The organism is Streptococcus sp. Marseille-Q6504 (assembly GCF_965111625.1).
On sequence record NZ_CBCOON010000002.1, the window covers coordinates 154,780 to 173,289 of the forward strand.

At 39.2% G+C, this 18,510-nt stretch carries 18 protein-coding genes and 1 riboswitch; of the genes, 9 read left to right on the plus strand and 9 right to left on the minus strand.

Annotated elements, in window-relative coordinates; all coding sequences use genetic code 11:
• Positions 1-8: 8 nt before the first annotated feature.
• Genes ACWPUA_RS02895 through gatC form a run of 6 tightly spaced genes read right to left on the minus strand, consistent with a single transcriptional unit; the run spans position 9 to position 5,848 of the window.
• The gene (locus ACWPUA_RS02895; protein WP_454378987.1) at positions 9-1,160 is read right to left on the minus strand and encodes an SPFH domain-containing protein; all 1,152 of its coding nucleotides are present in this window, start codon (positions 1,158-1,160) and stop codon (positions 9-11) included.
• Positions 1,161-1,169: 9 nt separating this feature from the next.
• On the minus strand, positions 1,170-2,138 hold the full coding sequence (locus ACWPUA_RS02900; RefSeq protein WP_320693770.1) for a zinc-ribbon domain-containing transport protein: 969 nt from the start codon (positions 2,136-2,138) through the stop codon (positions 1,170-1,172).
• A 50-nt stretch (positions 2,139-2,188) separates the two neighbouring features.
• Complete coding sequence (locus ACWPUA_RS02905) at positions 2,189-2,581, minus strand: hypothetical protein (RefSeq protein WP_006151606.1); 393 nt, start codon at positions 2,579-2,581, stop codon at positions 2,189-2,191.
• Positions 2,582-2,634: 53 nt separating this feature from the next.
• Positions 2,635-4,080: an Asp-tRNA(Asn)/Glu-tRNA(Gln) amidotransferase subunit GatB gene (gene gatB / locus ACWPUA_RS02910; protein WP_454378989.1), complete on the minus strand. Its 1,446-nt coding sequence runs from the start codon at positions 4,078-4,080 to the stop codon at positions 2,635-2,637.
• Entirely contained in the window at positions 4,080-5,546 is a 1,467-nt protein-coding gene (gatA, locus tag ACWPUA_RS02915; protein WP_454378990.1) for an Asp-tRNA(Asn)/Glu-tRNA(Gln) amidotransferase subunit GatA, read from the minus strand. Before gatA ends, gatB begins: the two co-directional genes overlap by 1 nt.
• The gene (gatC, locus tag ACWPUA_RS02920; protein WP_036756926.1) at positions 5,546-5,848 is read right to left on the minus strand and encodes an Asp-tRNA(Asn)/Glu-tRNA(Gln) amidotransferase subunit GatC; all 303 of its coding nucleotides are present in this window, start codon (positions 5,846-5,848) and stop codon (positions 5,546-5,548) included. The genes gatA and gatC overlap by 1 nt, the downstream gene beginning before the upstream one ends.
• Positions 5,849-6,060: 212 nt before the next feature.
• Here gatC and ACWPUA_RS02925 point away from each other — a divergent pair, with 212 nt between their 5' ends.
• The 3 genes from ACWPUA_RS02925 to ACWPUA_RS02935 all read left to right on the plus strand — a co-directional run bounded on the left by ACWPUA_RS02925 (position 6,061) and on the right by ACWPUA_RS02935 (position 9,216).
• Positions 6,061-6,735 (plus strand): YwaF family protein, encoded by a 675-nt coding sequence (locus ACWPUA_RS02925; RefSeq protein WP_454378992.1) that lies wholly within the window; start codon positions 6,061-6,063, stop codon positions 6,733-6,735.
• 34 nt (positions 6,736-6,769) lie between these two features.
• Positions 6,770-7,462: a YwaF family protein gene (locus tag ACWPUA_RS02930; RefSeq protein WP_454378994.1), complete on the plus strand. Its 693-nt coding sequence runs from the start codon at positions 6,770-6,772 to the stop codon at positions 7,460-7,462.
• Between the two features lie 209 nt (positions 7,463-7,671).
• A complete protein-coding gene (locus tag ACWPUA_RS02935) occupies positions 7,672-9,216 on the plus strand; it encodes a peptide chain release factor 3 (protein ID WP_454378996.1) in 1,545 nt (514 codons plus the stop codon).
• Between the two features lie 244 nt (positions 9,217-9,460).
• On the opposite strand, the gene ACWPUA_RS02940 is transcribed toward ACWPUA_RS02935, so the two are convergent.
• From ACWPUA_RS02940 to trkA, 3 genes are all read right to left on the minus strand, one after another.
• On the minus strand, positions 9,461-10,165 hold the full coding sequence (locus ACWPUA_RS02940) for a CPBP family intramembrane glutamic endopeptidase (RefSeq protein ID WP_454378998.1): 705 nt from the start codon (positions 10,163-10,165) through the stop codon (positions 9,461-9,463).
• 850 nt (positions 10,166-11,015) lie between these two features.
• A complete protein-coding gene (locus ACWPUA_RS02945; RefSeq protein WP_414309923.1) occupies positions 11,016-12,455 on the minus strand; it encodes a TrkH family potassium uptake protein in 1,440 nt (479 codons plus the stop codon).
• Positions 12,456-12,458: 3 nt separating this feature from the next.
• Complete coding sequence (gene trkA, locus ACWPUA_RS02950; protein WP_454379000.1) at positions 12,459-13,808, minus strand: Trk system potassium transporter TrkA; 1,350 nt, start codon at positions 13,806-13,808, stop codon at positions 12,459-12,461.
• Positions 13,809-14,231: 423 nt separating this feature from the next.
• Between trkA and ACWPUA_RS02955 the strand changes: the two genes are divergently transcribed.
• From ACWPUA_RS02955 to rplA, 6 genes are all read left to right on the plus strand, one after another.
• Complete coding sequence (locus tag ACWPUA_RS02955) at positions 14,232-14,735, plus strand: tRNA (cytidine(34)-2'-O)-methyltransferase (RefSeq protein WP_049494228.1); 504 nt, start codon at positions 14,232-14,234, stop codon at positions 14,733-14,735.
• 53 nt (positions 14,736-14,788) lie between these two features.
• A riboswitch (FMN riboswitch) is annotated at positions 14,789-15,007 on the plus strand.
• A gap of 148 nt (positions 15,008-15,155) precedes the next feature.
• Positions 15,156-15,719, plus strand: a complete 564-nt coding sequence (locus ACWPUA_RS02960) for an ECF transporter S component (protein WP_454379003.1) — start codon at positions 15,156-15,158, stop codon at positions 15,717-15,719.
• Complete coding sequence (locus tag ACWPUA_RS02965; protein WP_454379005.1) at positions 15,709-16,359, plus strand: phosphatase PAP2 family protein; 651 nt, start codon at positions 15,709-15,711, stop codon at positions 16,357-16,359. Before ACWPUA_RS02960 ends, ACWPUA_RS02965 begins: the two co-directional genes overlap by 11 nt.
• Positions 16,360-16,386: 27 nt before the next feature.
• The gene (locus ACWPUA_RS02970; protein WP_454379007.1) at positions 16,387-16,785 is read left to right on the plus strand and encodes a chromosome partitioning protein ParB; all 399 of its coding nucleotides are present in this window, start codon (positions 16,387-16,389) and stop codon (positions 16,783-16,785) included.
• Positions 16,786-17,165: 380 nt separating this feature from the next.
• Positions 17,166-17,591, plus strand: a complete 426-nt coding sequence (gene rplK, locus ACWPUA_RS02975; RefSeq protein ID WP_001085808.1) for a 50S ribosomal protein L11 — start codon at positions 17,166-17,168, stop codon at positions 17,589-17,591.
• A gap of 96 nt (positions 17,592-17,687) precedes the next feature.
• Positions 17,688-18,377 carry a 50S ribosomal protein L1 gene (gene rplA, locus ACWPUA_RS02980; RefSeq protein WP_454379011.1) on the plus strand — a complete coding sequence of 230 codons (690 nt, stop codon included), beginning with the start codon at positions 17,688-17,690 and terminating at the stop codon, positions 18,375-18,377.
• Positions 18,378-18,510: the final 133 nt, after the last annotated feature.

Sequence of the window (18,510 nt, forward strand, 5' to 3'; positions counted from 1 at the left end):
AAGTGAGATTAATTGACAGGAACGATGTTTCCTTCTTCATCTTTGGTTACTAATACGTACTTGCCATCGACCTCGATATAAAAGTTCTTACTTGTGGCTTGTCCATTGTTTTGAGCTGGAGCTTGTCCATTGTTTTGAGCTGGAGCTTGATTCTGAGCTTGTTGGGTGAGTTGGCCACCGAGAGTTTGACCAAGATTCATACCCATAAACATGTTCATACCATTGCCATTACCTTCGTTATTGGCTGCCGCAATGAGAGCTTCGTTACGAGCACGACGTTCTTCAATCTCAATGGTATTATATTTCATAGCAACAAGTTCGCTATCAAGTTTACGAACAATTTCTAGGCTTTCTTGGTCATAGCTGAGGTCTTCAAGCAAGATATTGGTTGCTTCAATACCATAAAGTCCTGTCCAAACCTTATTAACTTCTTGTTTAGCTACTTCATTGAAAGTGTCTTGGTTAGCATTTAGGCTATAGATATCAACTCCGTTTTCATTGGTATACTTAGCGATAGCAATTGCGATTTTTGGAGAGATATTTTGTCGAAGTGTTCCTTGAGCAATATCTTGGATTGTAAATGGTTTATGATCTTCAATTTGTTGGCTGATAGAGCTAACATAGAAAAGAACTGGATCAGCAACCTTGATATCAAATAATCCGTAAAAACGAATGTTGAGCAATTGTTGGTAACGTTCACTGAAATACTCTACAGCATTTTGGGTACCAAATTTATTCCCTGCAATTGGTTGCATACGGATAAAGATGATTTCTTGTCGAGTAATAACTTGTCCACCAAAAGAGAAGCGGTTTTTAAAGTTTTCCCAAGTACCCTTGATTCCACCTTTTTCAAGGAGCCAAGCGTTATCACCTGCACGCCATTCATGGCTTCCAGCTTCAAGTACATCCCCTAGGAAGGTACCGTTATTGACAAGGACAGCAACATATCCTTGAGGGACAATAACAACAGAACCGTCTGTTAAAAGACCAGTATTTTGGTTGCTTTGTCTTGAACCACCGTCAGGATCTTTTGTAAGCAATTGTCCCTTGATGGCCATGACGTCTGAAGAGATGTGGTCTGGAAGTACAACGGCTTCCTTGAATTTGCTATCATTAAAACTATTTAGCCCAGCTGAAAGGGCAGCACGAATAAATCCCATAATTTCCTCCTAATTATAAAGTTCGTCTTCATCCACAACTTCATAGGTATCAAGAACCCATTGATTTGGACTACGTGTGAGTTCAGCTCCGCAATAATCACATTGACTTATAGCTGAGATTCTAAGTGGAGCACCACAGTTTGGACAGTGGTCGCTAACAGCTTCATCTTGAACATTGTTTTCAGTTTGGCTACCATGTTTGCGGATGAAGTTCATTTGATAAACTGTAAATAGATCTTGTTGAGGATCTCCTTCGATAACCTTACGAGTCTTATCTTCGATGACATAGTCTCTCAAAGTAGATGAAAGGATAACCACTAAAGTATCATTTCCATCTGGATTTTCGTAGAAATCTTTGATTCGAACATTTTCAACGTAAACACGTTCCAAAACATTCGTTGTTTGAGATTGGATATAGTCTTCCAGTTGAGCACTGTGTTGAGAATAGAGGCTAGCACTTTCAAGTGAGCGCACCAAATTCCAATCTTTTTTAGTCCAGGCTGCCTGTAATTGGATGTAAACTTCTCTAACCCATGAAGTGAAAGCATCCGCATCAAAGTTTGGATCACCATGGTGTACACGATTAATAGCCAAGGTGTTATTTTCAACTCGACGGTGAAGTGTTGGTTCAACATTGTATCCAGTTGAGTTTCCATATGATTTACCAGATGACGAATTTTGGTCACTCAAATATTTGATGAGCATGAAGAGTAGGAAAGCCCCAACACCAAACATGATAAGAATGTTCATTCCGGTCCCTAGAGAACCTCCTGAACTTGAGTATCTATTGTTAGAATGATAACTGCTTCGTGAAGAAGAACTATTACTAGAACGACTTCGGCTACTGCTACTACTTCGAGAGCTGCTGCGGCTAGAGCTACCACTTCGAGAATGTCCGACACCTGCATCGATGGATTGTAGGGGTGTCACAAAGATAAGAAGCAAGAAGGTAGCGATAAGAGTATATAACTTTTTCATATGTCTCCTAACTATGTGAGTACAAAAATAGTTTTTGGTAAATTTTATGTCTATAAAGAGTTTTTGAGTTTTATAGTTTTATTTTCAATAAACCATCCTATAATCCAACCAAATACGAGTAAATAATTCTCGATAGCACCAATCGCATTAACAGGAGAATGATATTCAATAAAATTTAACAAATGATTTGTTCCTATTCCTATACCACCAATGATGAGGGCAAGAAGGGCAATTCTCAGGTAAAACCAATCGTATTTAATATTAACAGCAAGAATAATAATTAAAACGGCTAGATTCCAAATTCCAATTTCTCTTTGCCATCCTGCAGAAATACCGTAACCAGAATGCTCTCCCATATATGATGGGAGAAAGATTTGTAGAACAGAAGCACCCAACATGGCGACAATAACTAAAATAAATAGTACCCGTAAAAATTTGTTCATTTATTCTCCGTATTCTATTTTTTAGTAGAAAGGGTTATTAACGAAAGTATATTTCACTCACTATCTTTCGACTTAGCCAATTCTTGGGCAAGCAGTTTGAGGGCTACTTGTGGGTTGGCTTGCCCTTTAGTCGCCTTCATGAGGAATCCAGTAAAGGCCTTGTCAGCGTTTCGTTTTCCTGACTTGAAGTCGGCAACAGCAGCTTCATTATCCGCAAAGACTTGATGGATGATTGGAATCAAAACATCAGGATCTGAAATTTGAACTAAACCAGCTTTTTCAACGTATTCACGAGCACCTCCACCATTTTTAGCTAGGTGGACAAAGACTTTCTTAGCAATCTTAGATGAGATCGTTCCATCTTCGATGATAGCAATCATTTCTACCAAGTTTTCTGGAGTCAATTTGATTTGTTCAAGCGTCTTACCTTCAGCATTCAAGAACTGGGCGACTTCACCTTGGAGCCAGTTAGAGACTTGTTTAGCATCACCACCTAGGGCAACAGCTTTCTCAAAGAAGTCAGAAGTGACTTTATTGGCAGTCAACTGGCTAGCATCGTAGTCTGACAAGCCAAGGTCAGATACATAGCGAGCACGGCGCTCTTTTGGAAACTCTGGCAATTCCGTACGCATTTCTTCAATCCACTCATCAGAGATTTCAAAGAGTGGTAGGTCTGGCTCTGGGAAGTAGCGGTAGTCTGCAGCCCCTTCCTTGACACGCATGAGGATAGTTGCCTTGTTGGCTTCATCGTAACGGCGTGTTTCTTGGCGGATTTGACCACCTGAGCGAAGGATTTCAGCTTGACGTTGGACTTCGTATTCAAGACCCTTACGAACGTTTGAGAAGGAGTTGAGGTTTTTCAACTCTGTCTTGGTACCGAATTTCTCTTGACCATAAGGACGAAGGGAGATGTTGGCATCCACACGCATAGAACCTTCTTCCATCTTAACGTCAGAAATGCCAGCGTATTGGATCACTTCCTTGAGGGCTGTTAGATAAGCGTAGGCTTCTTCTGGTGAACGCATGTCTGCTTCAGATACGATTTCAATCAAAGGCACCCCTTGACGGTTGAGGTCAACATAAGAGTAACCATCTGTACCATGCGTGTTTTTACCGGCGTCTTCTTCCAAGTGAGCACGTTCAATACCGATTTTCTTAGTTGTACCGTCTTCTAGCTCCACTTCAATCCATCCGTTGTAACCGATTGGTTCATCAAACTGAGAAATTTGGTAGGCTTTAGGATTATCAGGGTAGAAATAGTTCTTGCGGTCAAAGTGCATCTTCTTATGGATGTCCATGTTAAGAGCGAGTGCAGCCTTGATACCAGCATCGACAACACCTTTATTGAGAACTGGTAGTACTCCAGGGAAAGACCAGTCAATCACGTTAGTGTTGGCATTTTGGTCATTCCCAAAGTGGGCAGAAGTAGGTGAGAAGATTTTTGAATTGGTGTTGAGCTCTACGTGGACTTCAAGTCCAATGACTGTTTCAAAGTTCATTAGTTATCACCTCCAAAAATCACGGGTTGTTGTTTGTGGTAGTCTGTTGTTGCTTCAAAAGCAGCAGCTACTTGGTAGATAGTTTCTTCTGAATACTTAGGACCAATCAATTGGAGTCCTACTGGTAGACCTTGAACAAATCCAGCAGGAAGCGAAATCCCAGGAAGACCAGCTAAGTTGACAGGAATTGTCAAGAGGTCAGCCAAGTACATAGCAACTGGATCATGGTTGAGTGAATCCAAGTCATAAGCAACGCTAGGAGCAGTTGGTCCCAAAATCAAGTCATAATCCGCAAAGACTTTTTCGAAATCTTGAATGATAAGGGTGCGAACTTGTCCAGCCTTCTTGTAGTAGGCATCATAGTAACCTGATGAAAGGCTGAAAGTACCTAGCATGATACGACGTTTAACTTCTTCACCGAAACCTTGACTGCGGCTGTTTACATAGATTTCATCAAGATTAGTCGCATCCTCTGCGCGGTAGCCGTAACGAATACCATCAAAACGTTGCAAGTTTGAGGAAGCTTCTGAAGAAGCGATGATGTAGTAGACTGCCACACCGTATTTAGAGTGAGGAAGGCTAACTTCTTCGACGATAGCACCAAGCTTTTCAAAGTGCTTAGCAGCATTCAGAATGGTTTCTTTGACTTCTGGGTCAATTCCTTCACCAAGGTATTCCTTAGGAAGGGCAATCTTCATGCCCTTGATGTCTTGGCCGATTTTTGAAGTAAAGTCGGCAATGCGGACTGGAGCAGAAGTAGAGTCTTTGGCATCTTCGCTAGCAATGGCATTGAGCAAGAGGGCGTTTTCCTTAACAGTTGGTGCAAAAGGTCCAATTTGGTCTAATGAGCTACCAAAGGCAATGAGACCGAAACGTGAAACTGTTCCGTAGGTTGGTTTGAGACCAACAATCCCGTTAAAGGCAGCAGGTTGGCGGATAGAACCACCAGTATCAGAACCAAGTGATAAACGGACTTGTCCAGAAGCTACAGCTGCAGCTGAACCACTTGATGATCCACCAGGGACCTTGCTGTGGTCCCAAGCATTTTTAGTAGCACCGTAGTAAGAAGTCTCACCTGATCCACCCATGGCAAACTCGTCCATGTTGGTTTTCCCAACGACAATCATGCCCTTGGCTTTTGCATTGGCAACAGCTGTCGCATCAAAGATTGGCTCGTAGTTATAAAGCATTTTTGAGGCTGCTGTTGTTAAGAGACCATCTGTAGAAATGTTATCCTTAACTGCGAGCGGAATTCCTGAAAGGACATTGTCAGCATCAATACCAGTTTCATCAATAGCTTTAGCCTGAGCAAGAGCTTGGTCCTCAGCGATAGTGACGAAAGCATTGATAGCTGTCTCACGAGATTTGATATCTTCAAGAGTTGCTTGTGTTAGTTCTGTTGCAGAAATTTCCTTAGAGACAAGGAGATTGTGCAACTCTTCAATCGTTTTATTGTTAAAAGTCATTAGGCATCTCCTCCATCATCTAGGATAGCTGGCACCTTGATATAGTAGTTATCTTTTTCAGGTACATTTTTAAACAAGCGGTCACGGTCTGTTCCTTTTTCAGCCACATCAGGTCGGAGAACAGTTTTACGGTCAGCCATCGTTGTAGTAGGTGCAACACCAGTTGTGTCGACTTCACTGAGCAATTCAACCATATCAACAATTTTTGAGAGTGTTGTCGCAAACTCTGCAGTTTCTTCTTCTGAGAATTTTAATTTTGAAAGATTGGCAACGTGAGTTACCTCTTCTTGCGTAATTTTCATCGGATATCCTTTCGTGAAATGATGATTCTTTATCTGTTCTATTTTACCATATTTTCCTATAAATAAGGCAAGCCAAGCTAAAAAGAAACAGAAATTGAAAAATACTTTTTATTTCGATATAATGGTTGAAATTAGAAGAAAGAATAACAGTCGTTTCTAGTTGGTAAAAAGGATGTAGAATTGACTCAACTAGAACACGTTAAGGATGACATATGACGCTTTGGGAGTTACTTTTTACCAGTAAAAAGACAGTTCCTCCTCATTTGGGAGCCTGGTACTTTTTATTACCTACATCTTTGGTAATCATAGCTGTTTTATCGATTCGTTTCGCATCATCTAAAGGTTACAGAAACTTTTGGTATTGGGGACAATTGATTCAGTTGCTCATTATCAACGCCTGGTATATTGCTGCACGTCTGCCCCTATCTGAGGCTCTCCCTTTTTACCATAGTCGCATGGCTATGTGGATAATTCTTTTTGCCCCTAATAAGACCTTTTTCAAGCAATATTTTGCCCTGGTTGGAGTTTTTGGTTCTATTATGGCCTTGGTTTATCCAGTCTTTTATCCTTTTCCTTTCCCTCATGTTTCGTCTGTGAACAATGTTTTCGGACATTGGGCCCTCTTGGCTAACTGCTTGATTTATCTTGTTAGATATTATGAGGTTGAAAAAGGAGATACTTGGAAAATATGCCAGATGACTTTTGGGGTCAATGCCATTATCTTTCTTGCCAACCTCTTGACAGGAGGAAATTATGGCTTTATGAGCCAGCCACCTGTGATTGGGGATCATGGTAGTTTGCTTAACTATTTGATAGTGACCAGTTTGATGACAGGTATTCTCATCCTTATCAATCAACTCGTTAAATATAAACATAAGAATAGTTAATATACAACTGAATTCGTTACCTTAAGGAGACTTTATGCATCATTTTATTACAAGAACCCAAACGACGCCACCGCCTATTCCGATTTTTTGGTATGGAGTTATGATAGGCCTTCTTGCCTTGTCTATTTATGCTTCTCTTACTTACTACAAAAATCCCAAATTTGTTCGATTGTTTAAGTGGATTCAAATAGCGCAACTGCTAGCGCTCTACACTTGGTATATTGGATTTGGGATTCCGTTTTCGAACAGCTTGCCTCTTTACCATTGTCGTTTGGCCATGTTCGCGGTTGTTTTCTTACCTGACAAATGGAAGACCAAGCAGTATTTTGCCCTTTTGGGAGCAAGTGGAGCAGTATTTGCCTTGGGCTACCCTGTTTTTGACCCCTATGACTTTCCGCATATTACCAGTTTTTCTTTCCTGATTGGTCATTATGCCCTCTTGGTCAATTCCCTGGTCTATCTCATGAATCACTACGATAAGACCTTGCTGAAAAAGTATCGAATTATTGCCTACACTTTTATTCTTAATCTTTTTCTAGTTGGAGTCAATCAAGTGACAGGTGGAAACTATGGGCTTTTGAATACCACACCTTTTATCCCAGATGCCCCTATATGGATAAAGTATCTTCTGGTTTCAATCATTCTATCTGCAGCCTTAGTGCTCTTTGATATTTTGTTTAAAAAACGTTGGGAAAAGAAAATTGCTCTAGAAAAAATTAAATTTTGAAGAGATTGTAACTAGCGATACAAAATAAATATTGAACAAAAGAATCTGAAGAGCAGGTCTAGTATCTTGACCTGCTTTTTCTTGTGTAAGCAATTGAAAAACTCTCTAAAATCCGATATAATGGAGTGTTGAAAGGAATGTTAGGGTCCGATGTAATAAAGAGTGATTATAAATTGAAATAATTAAAAAAGTAGAAAGAAAGAGAAGTTATGAGTATTCAAGAAGAAATTAAAAAACGCCGTACCTTTGCCATCATCTCTCACCCGGACGCGGGGAAAACAACCATCACTGAGCAATTGCTCTATTTTGGAGGAGAGATTCGTGAGGCAGGTACTGTAAAAGGGAAGAAAACAGGAAACTTTGCTAAGTCAGACTGGATGGATATCGAGAAACAACGTGGGATTTCAGTCACTTCATCTGTTATGCAGTTTGACTACGATGGGAAACGGGTAAACATCCTAGACACTCCAGGACACGAGGACTTTTCAGAAGATACCTATCGTACCTTGATGGCGGTGGATGCTGCGGTCATGGTAGTAGACTCTGCCAAGGGTATCGAGGCCCAAACCAAGAAATTGTTTGAGGTTGTCAAACACCGCGGGATTCCAGTCTTTACCTTTATGAACAAGCTGGACCGTGACGGTCGTGAACCACTAGATCTCTTGCAAGAATTGGAAGAAGTCTTGGGAATTGCGAGTTACCCAATGAACTGGCCGATTGGGATGGGGAAAGCCTTTGAAGGACTTTATGACCTTTATAACCAACGTCTGGAACTTTATAAAGGGGATGAACGCTTTGCCAGTCTAGAAGATGGCGATAAGCTCTTTGCTAGCAACCCATTCTACGAACAAGTGAAAGAGGATATCGAACTCTTGAATGAAGCAGGAAATGAATTCTCAGAGGAAGCCATTCTTGCAGGTGATTTGACACCAGTCTTCTTTGGCTCGGCCTTGACTAATTTTGGGGTGCAGACTTTCTTAGAAACCTTCCTCAAGTTTGCTCCAGAACCTCATGGGCACAAGAAGACAGACGGTGAACTTGTCGATCCTTATGATAAGGATTTCTCAGGTTTTGTCTTTAAAATCCAAGCCAATATGGACCCTCGTCACCGTGACCGTATCGCCTTTGTTCGAATCGTATCGGGTGAATTCGAGCGTGGTATGAGTGTTAATCTTCCTCGTACTGGTAAGAGTGCTAAACTATCAAATGTTACTCAGTTTATGGCAGAAAGTCGTGAGAATGTGACCAATGCCGTAGCAGGAGATATTATCGGGGTTTACGATACTGGTACTTATCAGGTTGGAGATACGCTAACTGTTGGGAAGAACAAGTTTGAGTTTGAACCACTACCAACCTTCACACCTGAGATTTTCATGAAGGTTTCGCCTAAGAACGTTATGAAACAGAAATCATTCCACAAGGGAATGGAACAGTTGGTACAAGAAGGAGCCATTCAGCTTTATAAGAATTACCAAACAGGTGAGTATATGCTAGGTGCTGTTGGACAACTCCAGTTCGAAGTCTTTAAACACCGTATGGAAGGCGAGTATAACGCTGAAGTTGTCATGACTCCTATGGGTAAAAAGACAGTTCGTTGGATTAAACCAGAAGATTTAGATGAACGTATGTCTTCAAGTCGAAACATCTTGGCCAAAGACCGCTTTGACCAACCTGTCTTCCTTTTCGAAAATGACTTTGCTCTCCGCTGGTTTGCGGACAAGTATCCAGATGTGGAGTTGGAAGAGAAGATGTAATTCAGTAAGTCTACTTGATTGCAAAGCAATCTAAGTAGACTACGGCAAGTCCTATAAGACTTGCCTAACTGCCTTACTAACTCATCGGCGAAAAATAATCGTTTTCGCCTCTTCGTGTCGTAATAGTTAGAAAGTAGTCTAGCTACCTGCCTCACTAACTTAGTTTGGAATCACTCAAAGAATAAACAAAAAGACTAGAAATTAAATAGATTTCTAGTCTTTTTATTAGTAGTGGAACTTCTATTTATTGAAAAGCATCTATACCAACAACCTTGATAAGGAATGTAAGGAAGATAAGCAATAGAATGCTGACTCCATTAATTACTAAATGGAGGAAGATAGACATCTCTAGTCGTTTGGTGCGATAAGCAGTCCAAGTTAGTACTGCAGACATCCAGCCATAGATCAAGAAAGAAGGGAGATTATTTGGTATATGGGCTATAGTGAAGAGAAACCAACCTAAAATATATCCAATTTTCTCGTATCCTTCGAAGAGTTTAGTAGGGATGATACCCCGACAGATAATTTCCTCACAAATAGGTGCCACTAGGGCAATTACGAAAAAGCTTGAAATGATAGAAGTTTCTGACATGAGGCTATTAATAGCCTCTTGATTCGAAGTAGTTGTTTGCTTCAGAAGTTGTAACCAAATCGCACCAATCAGATTTCCTGTGACAATGGCTACATAACTAAGAGCAATTCGAGGGGCGTCATTAATAGTAAAGAGTTTTGATTTTAGATTTAATAACTTACTTTTGTGAGCACCATATAAAAAGAGTGTAACAACAGCAGTAGAGACAAGTCCCACTATTAGAGATGACCAGATAGATCCAAGTTGAGTTTTTTGAAGTAACATTAAAGTTACGATAGGAACTTGCGATAGGCACATAGCGACAAGAAAGATTCCTAGCCAAATCAATCGTTTACGATAATCTTTAAAAAAATTCATTCATATATCTCCTAAAAAATTTATTTCATTATAGCATACTTCTGACAGGAATTCTATTAACTACCAGAACATAAGTGTCGATAATACAAGTAAGATATTTCGAATTAAATGACTATAGAAGGATAAATCTTGTCTTAAGGTTTTAGGAAATAAAAAGTTTAGAAAGCTGACTCCCAAAAGGATATAAAAACTGACAGAAAATATGGTTAAAGGATTGTGCAGAAAAAATAAACTAAGAAAGATAAGGGTTGTTAACCTGCCTGTCTTTTTATGAGTTGGTAATTTTCTCCATTTGTTTAACGGCAGAAAGGTAGCAATATCAAGTCCGAAAAGGAAAAAGAAAGAGATGAGTAACAAGTCAACGATTTCTTTTTGTAGTAGAGTGTCAGTGCTTATACTTTCAAATAAAATAAAACAGACTCCAGCAACGTTAATGATAACCATGCTGCTATACAATAAAAAGAAGGATCGACTACGATTATGTAGTTGACTTTTTACATGATTATGACCTGAAAGATAGTGGATAAATGTACAGATACCTGCTAAAAATAGTAAGAGAAGTAAAAAGTAAAAGCAGGATTGTTTGAGTGTTAAAGCAATACCAGGCCAAACTAAGCAACTACAGCAACCTAAATATACCAAGGAAATCAATAAAAGAAGTTGGATTGATTTGTTCATTTTTTCCATATAAAACCCCCACGTTTTTTAAAAATTATAACTAAAATGTTTCATGAAAAATCATCTTTTTCCAAAGTGTTATTTTTTGACTCTCAACTGTCTTTTAAAAATCTTATCAACAGAAAAAAACATCCCTCATTTTTGAGGGATGTGCTTTTTGATAATAACATTGTTAACGCTTAGACCAGGTTCGCTTCATAAAGAGTAGGATGATTGGATAAATTTCAAGACGTCCTGCAATCATTGCAAAGGATAGGAGGAGTTTTGAAAATGGACTAAAAATTGAGAAACTTGCAGTTGTTCCGAGAATTGGGCCGATATTGTTAAAGCAACTGAAAACGGCACTCGTAACAATCATTAAATTGTCAGCATCTAAACTGATAATGAAAATTAAGCTGAGTAGAATCATGACGTAAACTACAAAGTACTTGAGAATCTTGTGCTGGGTATCCTTATCAATTACCGTTTGGTTAACATGGAGAGTTAAAACACGGTGAGGTGATATGGTAGACAAAAATTGATTTTTAGCAATTTTAGCTAGAATAACTCCACGCATCACTTTGAGACCACCAGCAGTAGATCCAGCAGAACCACCAATGGCCATCAACATCAGTAGGATATACTGAGAAAACAAAGGCCAATTGGTTATGTTTCCGTAACCGAAACCAGTTGTAGTGATGATGTTAGAGACTTGGAAGAAGGCCATCTCAAAACTTTGTGAAACGCCACTATAAAGGTGGAGTGTATTGAGAGTAATTAAGCCGGTAGAAACGACGACAATCAAGAGATAAGCACGAAGCTCCTCATCGAAAAAGAATTCCTTGACTCGACGAAGCATGAGATAGTAGTAGAGGTTGAAGTTGACACCAAACATCAAGACCCCAACACTCGTCAGATAGGTAATGAGAGAACTATTATAGTGGGCGATTCCATCATTGTAAACAGTGAAACCACCAGTCCCAGCAGTTCCCATAGCGATGACAAAACTATCGTAGAGTGGCATACCGGCAAGATAATAAATCACTACAAAGAGGGCGAACATTGCCAGATATAGGATGTAGAGGATTTGTGCTGTATTTTTTAGCTTAGATACCACCTTACCAAATACTGGTCCAGGAACCTCAGCCTTCATAACCTCTAAGTGGCTATTTTTAGCATTGTCCATAATAGCTAGTGCAAAAACTAGCACCCCCATACCTCCGATGAGGTGGGTAAAGCTCCGCCAAAATAGAAGCGAACGACTTAGTACAGAAACGTCATTTAAGATAGTTGCTCCCGTAGTAGTGAAGCCGGAACTAGTTTCGAAGAAGGCATCGATAAAATTGGGGATTTGACCTGAAAAGACAAAGGGAAGGGAGCCAAAGAAAGACCAGAGGATCCAACATAGGGCAACAATTAAGACTCCTTCTTTGGCATAGATACGTTGTTTTTTAGGTTTACTGATGATTCCGAGTAGACCTAGGACAACAAGAATCCCGATGGTAGAGAAAAGAGCTGTAAAAACTTGACTAGATTCTCGATAGTAAAGAGCAATACCAACCGGAACTAAAAGTAGCCCAGCTTCAATCAAGAGTAGCTTTGCAAGAAGAAAGCGTACCATACTTCTATTCATAGCTTACCTCTCTAACAAATCATAAATCTTGGTGATATTTGAAAGCAAAGTGATAACCACTAGCTTATCACCGACCTGGAGGGTATCTTCTCCTGTTGGGAAGATCGTTTTCCCATTGCGGATAATAGCAGCAATCAAGACATCCTTTTTGAGCTTCAATTGAGTTAAAGGCTTGCCAGTCATTTTATTGGCTTCTTTGATTAGGAATTGAAGAGTTTCTACCTGTCCATTTGCTAGATGGTGCATAGCTTGAAGGTCAGAATATTGCGCATTTACACGACCATGGATAAAGTGCATGATGGTATCAACAGCGATTGTCTTAGGCGTGATAATACTTGAAAAATCTGTCGCATGAATGATTTCCAATAGGCTTGTTCGGTTTACCTTAGTAATATTCTTTTGAACGCCTACATTATCCAAGAACATAGAGGTAATGATATTTTCCTCGTCGACTCCTGTCAAAGTGGCAACAGCATCGTAGTTTTGGGCACTTTCTTCTAAGAGGGTGTCCTTAGTTGTTCCATCACCTTGGACTATATAGAGTTTAGGGAATTTTTCACTGAAAAAGGCGGCTCTTTCAGGATTGACCTCAATAACTTTTATATCGATACGACTGTCTTTTAGAATACCTAAAAGATAGTAAGCAATTTTTCCAGCACCAATAATGAGCAGACTCTTAACAACTCTGGACTTAATATAGTTGTGGAAGAGCATCATATCGACACGGCTTCCTGTCACGAAGATACGGTCTTTATCCTCTAAAATCATATCTCCGCTAGGAATCATGAGTTTGTGATCGCGTTCGATGGCACAGACGATTACATTGCCAAACTTTTTACGGAAATCAGCAATAGACATCTGACAAATATTACTGTCATTTCGTACCTTGAATTCCATTAAGCTGACTAATCCGCCTGCAAAACGCTCAACAGAAAGAGCATTAGGGAAGTCTATAATATTAGCGATAGCACGAGCTGCTAGGAGTTCAGGGTTTACAATGAGTGAAAATCCAAGAATATTTTTTTCTTTAAAGTAAGGGTTGGAATATTCAGGATTGCGTACACGAACAATGGTTTCCTTTGCTCCCATTTTTTTGGCCAAAACAGCCGAAACCATGTTGACCTCGTCGTATTGAGTCATGGCAATGAAAATATCACAATCTTGAACATTGGCTGCTTCTAACATAGCAAAGTCAGCTCCGTTACCTGCGATTCCCATAATATCAAAACGGCTAGTCAAGTATTTTAGAACAGTTTCGTTCTGTTCAATTAAGACAACATCATGGTTGTCAGCAACCAGTGAACGACAGAGAGCAGAACCGACTTTTCCCCCTCCGACAAGAATAATCTTCATAGTTAGTTAACCTACTTTTTCAATATGTCTCTATCATACCTTTTTTTAGAAAAAAATGCACTCAACAACCGACTGTTTCCTTCTTTAATAAAGGGATTAGGGGAATTCGAATAAATATTTTGCTTTAAACATCATATGTTTATGAAAAAACTTGTTCCGAAAATTCTCAATCTATGTAAATTCTATGATATTGCTTGCTGAAAGTTGAAATTTCAACTTTTGTAAATATGTTTGTAAAAAAATGAAAAAATCAAGTCATTTCTATTGACAATCAGGCTGAAAGTGTTATACTAAAAAAGTAGTTTCGCTGATTTACTTCAAACCTGTTGTGAGGTAAGTTAACGATGCCTTAACCACGCTGTTTGCTGAGCTTGACTCCGGGCAGTGTGGCTATTTTTTTGCACTAGTGAGAGGAAGCAAGGCATGGCCAATCATATTGTATTGTTTGAACCACAAATTCCACAAAATACGGGAAATATTGCACGAACCTGTGCGGCGACGAATGCGCCCCTTCATATTATCAAACCGATGGGCTTTCCGATTGATGATCGTAAAATGAAGCGAGCCGGGCTAGACTATTGGGACAAACTTGAGATTTATTTTTATGATAGTTTAGATGAATTTATGAAAAAAATGGATGGTCAACTCTACTTGATTTCCAAGTTTGCAGAAAAGGTCTATTCAGATGCTGACTTCACGATAGAAGGAAACCATTATTTTCTTTTTGGGCGTGAAGATAAAGGTTTGCCTGAGGAATTTATGCGAGAACATCCTGAAAAAGCTCTCAGAATTCCTATGAATGATGAACATGTTCGTAGTCTCAATGTATCCAATACAGTATGTATGATTGTCTATGAGGCCCTTCGTCAACAGAATTTTGCGGGTCTCGAACTGGTTCATACTTACGAAACGGATAAGTTGAAATAAACACTGATAAGAGATAAAATGCTTGCGCTTGCAAGCTTTTTTTGTTATCATTAGAGGGTCTTCAGGGCAGGGTGAAATTCCCGACCGGCGGTAAATTTGACTAGCTATTTTAGCTTTCTCTTCGTTGTCTTGTCTCGATATACTTTAAGTATTATCTTCGACTGCGACGTCTAGATAAATCTAAAATATCTTAGCCAAATAAGTCCGCGAGCGCAAGCTGATGTGGTGAGATTCCACAACCGACAGTATAGTCTGGATGGGAGAAGACGAAAGGATAGCTTTGTCTATTCTGCTTCATTATAATAGAAATAAAACCAGTTTCTTTGTAAGCTTAGGTTATTTTTTGAGATAGTTAAGAGAGTAGATGGAGAGAAACTTTCCAACTTCTTCTGATTTTATAGAAAATTGGAGGAACCTGTTATGACAAACACACGTCGACTTTCGACCATTGCAATTTTATCAGCACTTTCATTTGTGTTGATGTACTTTGACTTTCCGCTTCTACCGGCGGCACCCTTTTTAAGGATTGAGTTCAGTATCTTACCAGTTCTTATAGGTTTGGTAGTCTTGGATTTACCAGCGGCTTTAGGAGTACTATTCCTTCGGTCCTTGTTGAAAATCCTTCTGAACAACCAAGGAGTTAGTACCTATATTGGTTTGCCGATGAATATCGTAGCCTTAGGAGTCTTTGTTCTTGCTTTTGGTCTGATTTGGAAAAAAGAGCGTACAACCATGCGTTTTGTCCTAGCTTCCTTAGCAGGGACGATTGGTCTTACTTTAGCCATGTTAGTTCTAAACTACGTTTATGCTGTACCTTTGTACGCAAAATTTGCTAACTTCGATATAGAGAATATTCTAGGACTTAGTAATTACTTGTTGGCAATGGTCTTACCATTTAATTTGATTGAAGGAGTCATCTTTGCCATCTCATTCTGGTTATTATTTGTCCTCTTGAAACCAACTTTGAAATACTATGAAAGATAAACAAACATATTTAACAAAGGGCTCTTTTGCCCTTTTACTATTTGTAATTCTGGGTTATGTCGTTAAGTTTTATCCAGAACAATTGATACCATTTGATTCGTCTATCCAGACAGCAATCCGTGGAGATTTACCAGCTATATTGACAACTATCTTTCGAGGGATTACTCGTCTGATTGACTTACCAATCGTTATTTCTTGGGCAATTCTATTGACTGTTATTTTTTATCTAAAAAAGTGGAAGTCAGAAAGCCTTTTAGTAGCTGGCAATCTTAGTTTGGCTGGAATTTTAATTGTGTCCTTAAAACACCTCTATCAGCGTCCTCGACCTGAAATTTTACACTTGGTTGAAGAAGAGGGCTTTTCTTTCCCTAGTGGTCACTCGCTAGCAGTAACCCTCTTAATCGGTTCTCTAATTATCATTGTGGGACAGAGAGTGAAAGATAGGACTGTAAAGCTCATTCTCCAGATTTTACTGGGAATCTATCTAGTAAGTGTAATCATTTCCAGAGTCTATCTGGGAGTTCATTACCCATCAGATGTTCTTGCCAGTCTCTGTCTGGGTCTTGGAATTCTATTCATTGAATTTCCATTTTATGACAAACTTCGCTTTCAATGGCGCTTTACAGGCAAGCAAAAGTAGGATTTAGCCCTTCTTGAGGAGATAAAAATGGAAGTCAACATAAAAGATCTTCATCCGACCCAACTATACTTATCAGAAAAGAAGTTGCAAGATATCCAGATGCTTTATCACTCGGTAGAGAGACAAAATATAAATCCAATCAGTGTTCTTGCATTTGGAGATGGCTTGCTGATTACAGATGGGCATCACAGGGCTTATCAGGCTTTATTGGCAGGTCGGAATACGATTTCTGCTGAGTTTGATAGAGACGGTTGTGATGAACTATATCATCTCTATGCGCAAGCTTGTGAGAAAAGAAAGATATACTCTGTTCTGGATTTAAAGAATCATATCTTACCCCAAGATGAGTATCAAGCAAAATGGTATAACTGGTGTGATGGTTTTAATCAAGCAGTGACTCTCTTGTTGAAAAGGAAGTTAAAGTGAAACAAATCATTCAAATAGAGAGTTCTTTACGCTTGGTTCCTGACTTTTTAGCAGAACATCGTGATGTAGATTTGACTTAGTATCAGGAAGCGGACTTGGTTGAACACTTGTAGATGGAGTCAGAAGCTTCTAAAATGTATAAAAATTGAATGCTATTTATTCCAATTATCGCTCAAAACAGAGCGGTTTTTTGTTTGTGGTTCAGAACTCTTTCACGAAAGAAATAATAGCCAAATTCAGTAATAAAATTTCTCTAAAAATAGAATTTTTCTCTTGCATTTGAGATAGATTAGTGTATAATAGTAGGGTATGTGTAAAACATACTTGTGGGAGGTAAAAATCTCTAAATTACCGCCAAAACCACAAAGGAGGAATTAAAAATGGCTAAAAAAGTCGAAAAACTTGTAAAATTGCAAATCCCTGCTGGTAAAGCTACACCAGCTCCACCGGTTGGACCTGCTCTTGGTCAAGCTGGTATCAACATCATGGGATTCACAAAAGAGTTCAACGCTCGTACAGCTGATCAAGCTGGTATGATCATTCCAGTTGTTATCTCAGTATACGAAGATAAATCATTTACTTTCGTTACTAAAACACCACCAGCTGCTGTTCTTTTGAAAAAAGCTGCAGGTGTTGAAAAAGGATCAGGTACACCTAACAAAACTAAAGTTGCTACAGTTACTCGTGCACAAGTACAAGAAATTGCAGAAACTAAGATGCCAGATTTGAACGCTGCAAACATTGAGTCTGCAATGCGTATGATCGAAGGTACTGCTCGTTCTATGGGATTCACTGTTGTTGACTAATCAATAACTTCCCTATATAACCCGCAAGACTTCATCATTTCGAGAAGTGACGTGGGAGATGAAAATCGATTGAACCACTTACAAGGAGAATAGAAAATGGCTAAAAAAAGCAAACAACTTCGTGCTGCTCTTGAGAAAATCGACAGCACAAAAGCATACAGCGTAGAAGAAGCTGTAGCTCTTGCAAAAGAAACTAACTTTGCAAAATTTGACGCAACTGTAGAAGTTGCTTACAACTTGAACATCGACGTGAAAAAAGCTGACCAACAAATCCGTGGAGCAATGGTATTGCCAAACGGTACTGGTAAAACAGCTCGCGTTCTTGTATTTGCACGTGGTGCAAAAGCTGAAGAAGCTAAAACTGCTGGTGCAGACTTCGTTGGTGAAGACGACCTTGTTGCTAAAATCAACGACGGTTGGTTGGACTTCGACGTAGTTATCGCTACACCTGACATGATGGCTCTTGTTGGACGTCTTGGACGTGTCCTTGGACCACGTAACTTGATGCCAAACCCTAAAACTGGTACTGTAACAATGGATGTTGCTAAAGCAGTTGAAGAGTCTAAAGGTGGTAAAATTACTTACCGTGCTGACCGTGCAGGTATCGTACAAGCTATCATCGGTAAAGTTTCATTTGAAGCTGACAAGTTAGTAGAAAACTTCAAAGCATTCAACGAAACAATCCAAAAAGCTAAACCAGCTACTGCTAAAGGAACTTACGTAACAAGCTTGACAATCACAACTACTCAAGGTGTTGGTATCAAGGTTGACGTTAACTCACTTTAATTAGTAAATAATCAAAAGGTTGGGACATTTTGTCTCAACCTTTTTTCTATTAAAAGGTAAAAATACGTATAAACTTTCTAATCTATTTGATATTATAAAGTATCTAGATAGAAAATTCAGAAAATTGTTTCTT

Bases quoted from the DNA above. Each gene is read 5' to 3' on its own strand.
- gatA (WP_454378990.1), bottom strand. From the start codon at position 5,546: ATGACTTTTAACAATAAAACGATTGAAGAGTTGCACAATCTCCTTGTC.
- ACWPUA_RS02960 (WP_454379003.1), top strand. From the start codon at position 15,156: ATGACAAACACACGTCGACTTTCGACCATTGCAATTTTATCAGCACTT.
- rplA (WP_454379011.1), top strand. From the start codon at position 17,688: ATGGCTAAAAAAAGCAAACAACTTCGTGCTGCTCTTGAGAAAATCGAC.
- ACWPUA_RS02940 (WP_454378998.1), bottom strand. From the start codon at position 10,165: ATGAATTTTTTTAAAGATTATCGTAAACGATTGATTTGGCTAGGAATC.
- ACWPUA_RS02900 (WP_320693770.1), bottom strand. From the start codon at position 2,138: ATGAAAAAGTTATATACTCTTATCGCTACCTTCTTGCTTCTTATCTTT.
- ACWPUA_RS02970 (WP_454379007.1), top strand. From the start codon at position 16,387: ATGGAAGTCAACATAAAAGATCTTCATCCGACCCAACTATACTTATCA.
- rplK (WP_001085808.1), top strand. From the start codon at position 17,166: ATGGCTAAAAAAGTCGAAAAACTTGTAAAATTGCAAATCCCTGCTGGT.
- ACWPUA_RS02945 (WP_414309923.1), bottom strand. From the start codon at position 12,455: ATGAATAGAAGTATGGTACGCTTTCTTCTTGCAAAGCTACTCTTGATT.
- ACWPUA_RS02905 (WP_006151606.1), bottom strand. From the start codon at position 2,581: ATGAACAAATTTTTACGGGTACTATTTATTTTAGTTATTGTCGCCATG.
- gatB (WP_454378989.1), bottom strand. From the start codon at position 4,080: ATGAACTTTGAAACAGTCATTGGACTTGAAGTCCACGTAGAGCTCAAC.
- ACWPUA_RS02935 (WP_454378996.1), top strand. From the start codon at position 7,672: ATGAGTATTCAAGAAGAAATTAAAAAACGCCGTACCTTTGCCATCATC.
- trkA (WP_454379000.1), bottom strand. From the start codon at position 13,808: ATGAAGATTATTCTTGTCGGAGGGGGAAAAGTCGGTTCTGCTCTCTGT.
- ACWPUA_RS02895 (WP_454378987.1), bottom strand. From the start codon at position 1,160: ATGGGATTTATTCGTGCTGCCCTTTCAGCTGGGCTAAATAGTTTTAAT.
- ACWPUA_RS02965 (WP_454379005.1), top strand. From the start codon at position 15,709: ATGAAAGATAAACAAACATATTTAACAAAGGGCTCTTTTGCCCTTTTA.
- ACWPUA_RS02925 (WP_454378992.1), top strand. From the start codon at position 6,061: ATGACGCTTTGGGAGTTACTTTTTACCAGTAAAAAGACAGTTCCTCCT.
- ACWPUA_RS02955 (WP_049494228.1), top strand. From the start codon at position 14,232: ATGGCCAATCATATTGTATTGTTTGAACCACAAATTCCACAAAATACG.
- ACWPUA_RS02930 (WP_454378994.1), top strand. From the start codon at position 6,770: ATGCATCATTTTATTACAAGAACCCAAACGACGCCACCGCCTATTCCG.
- gatC (WP_036756926.1), bottom strand. From the start codon at position 5,848: ATGAAAATTACGCAAGAAGAGGTAACTCACGTTGCCAATCTTTCAAAA.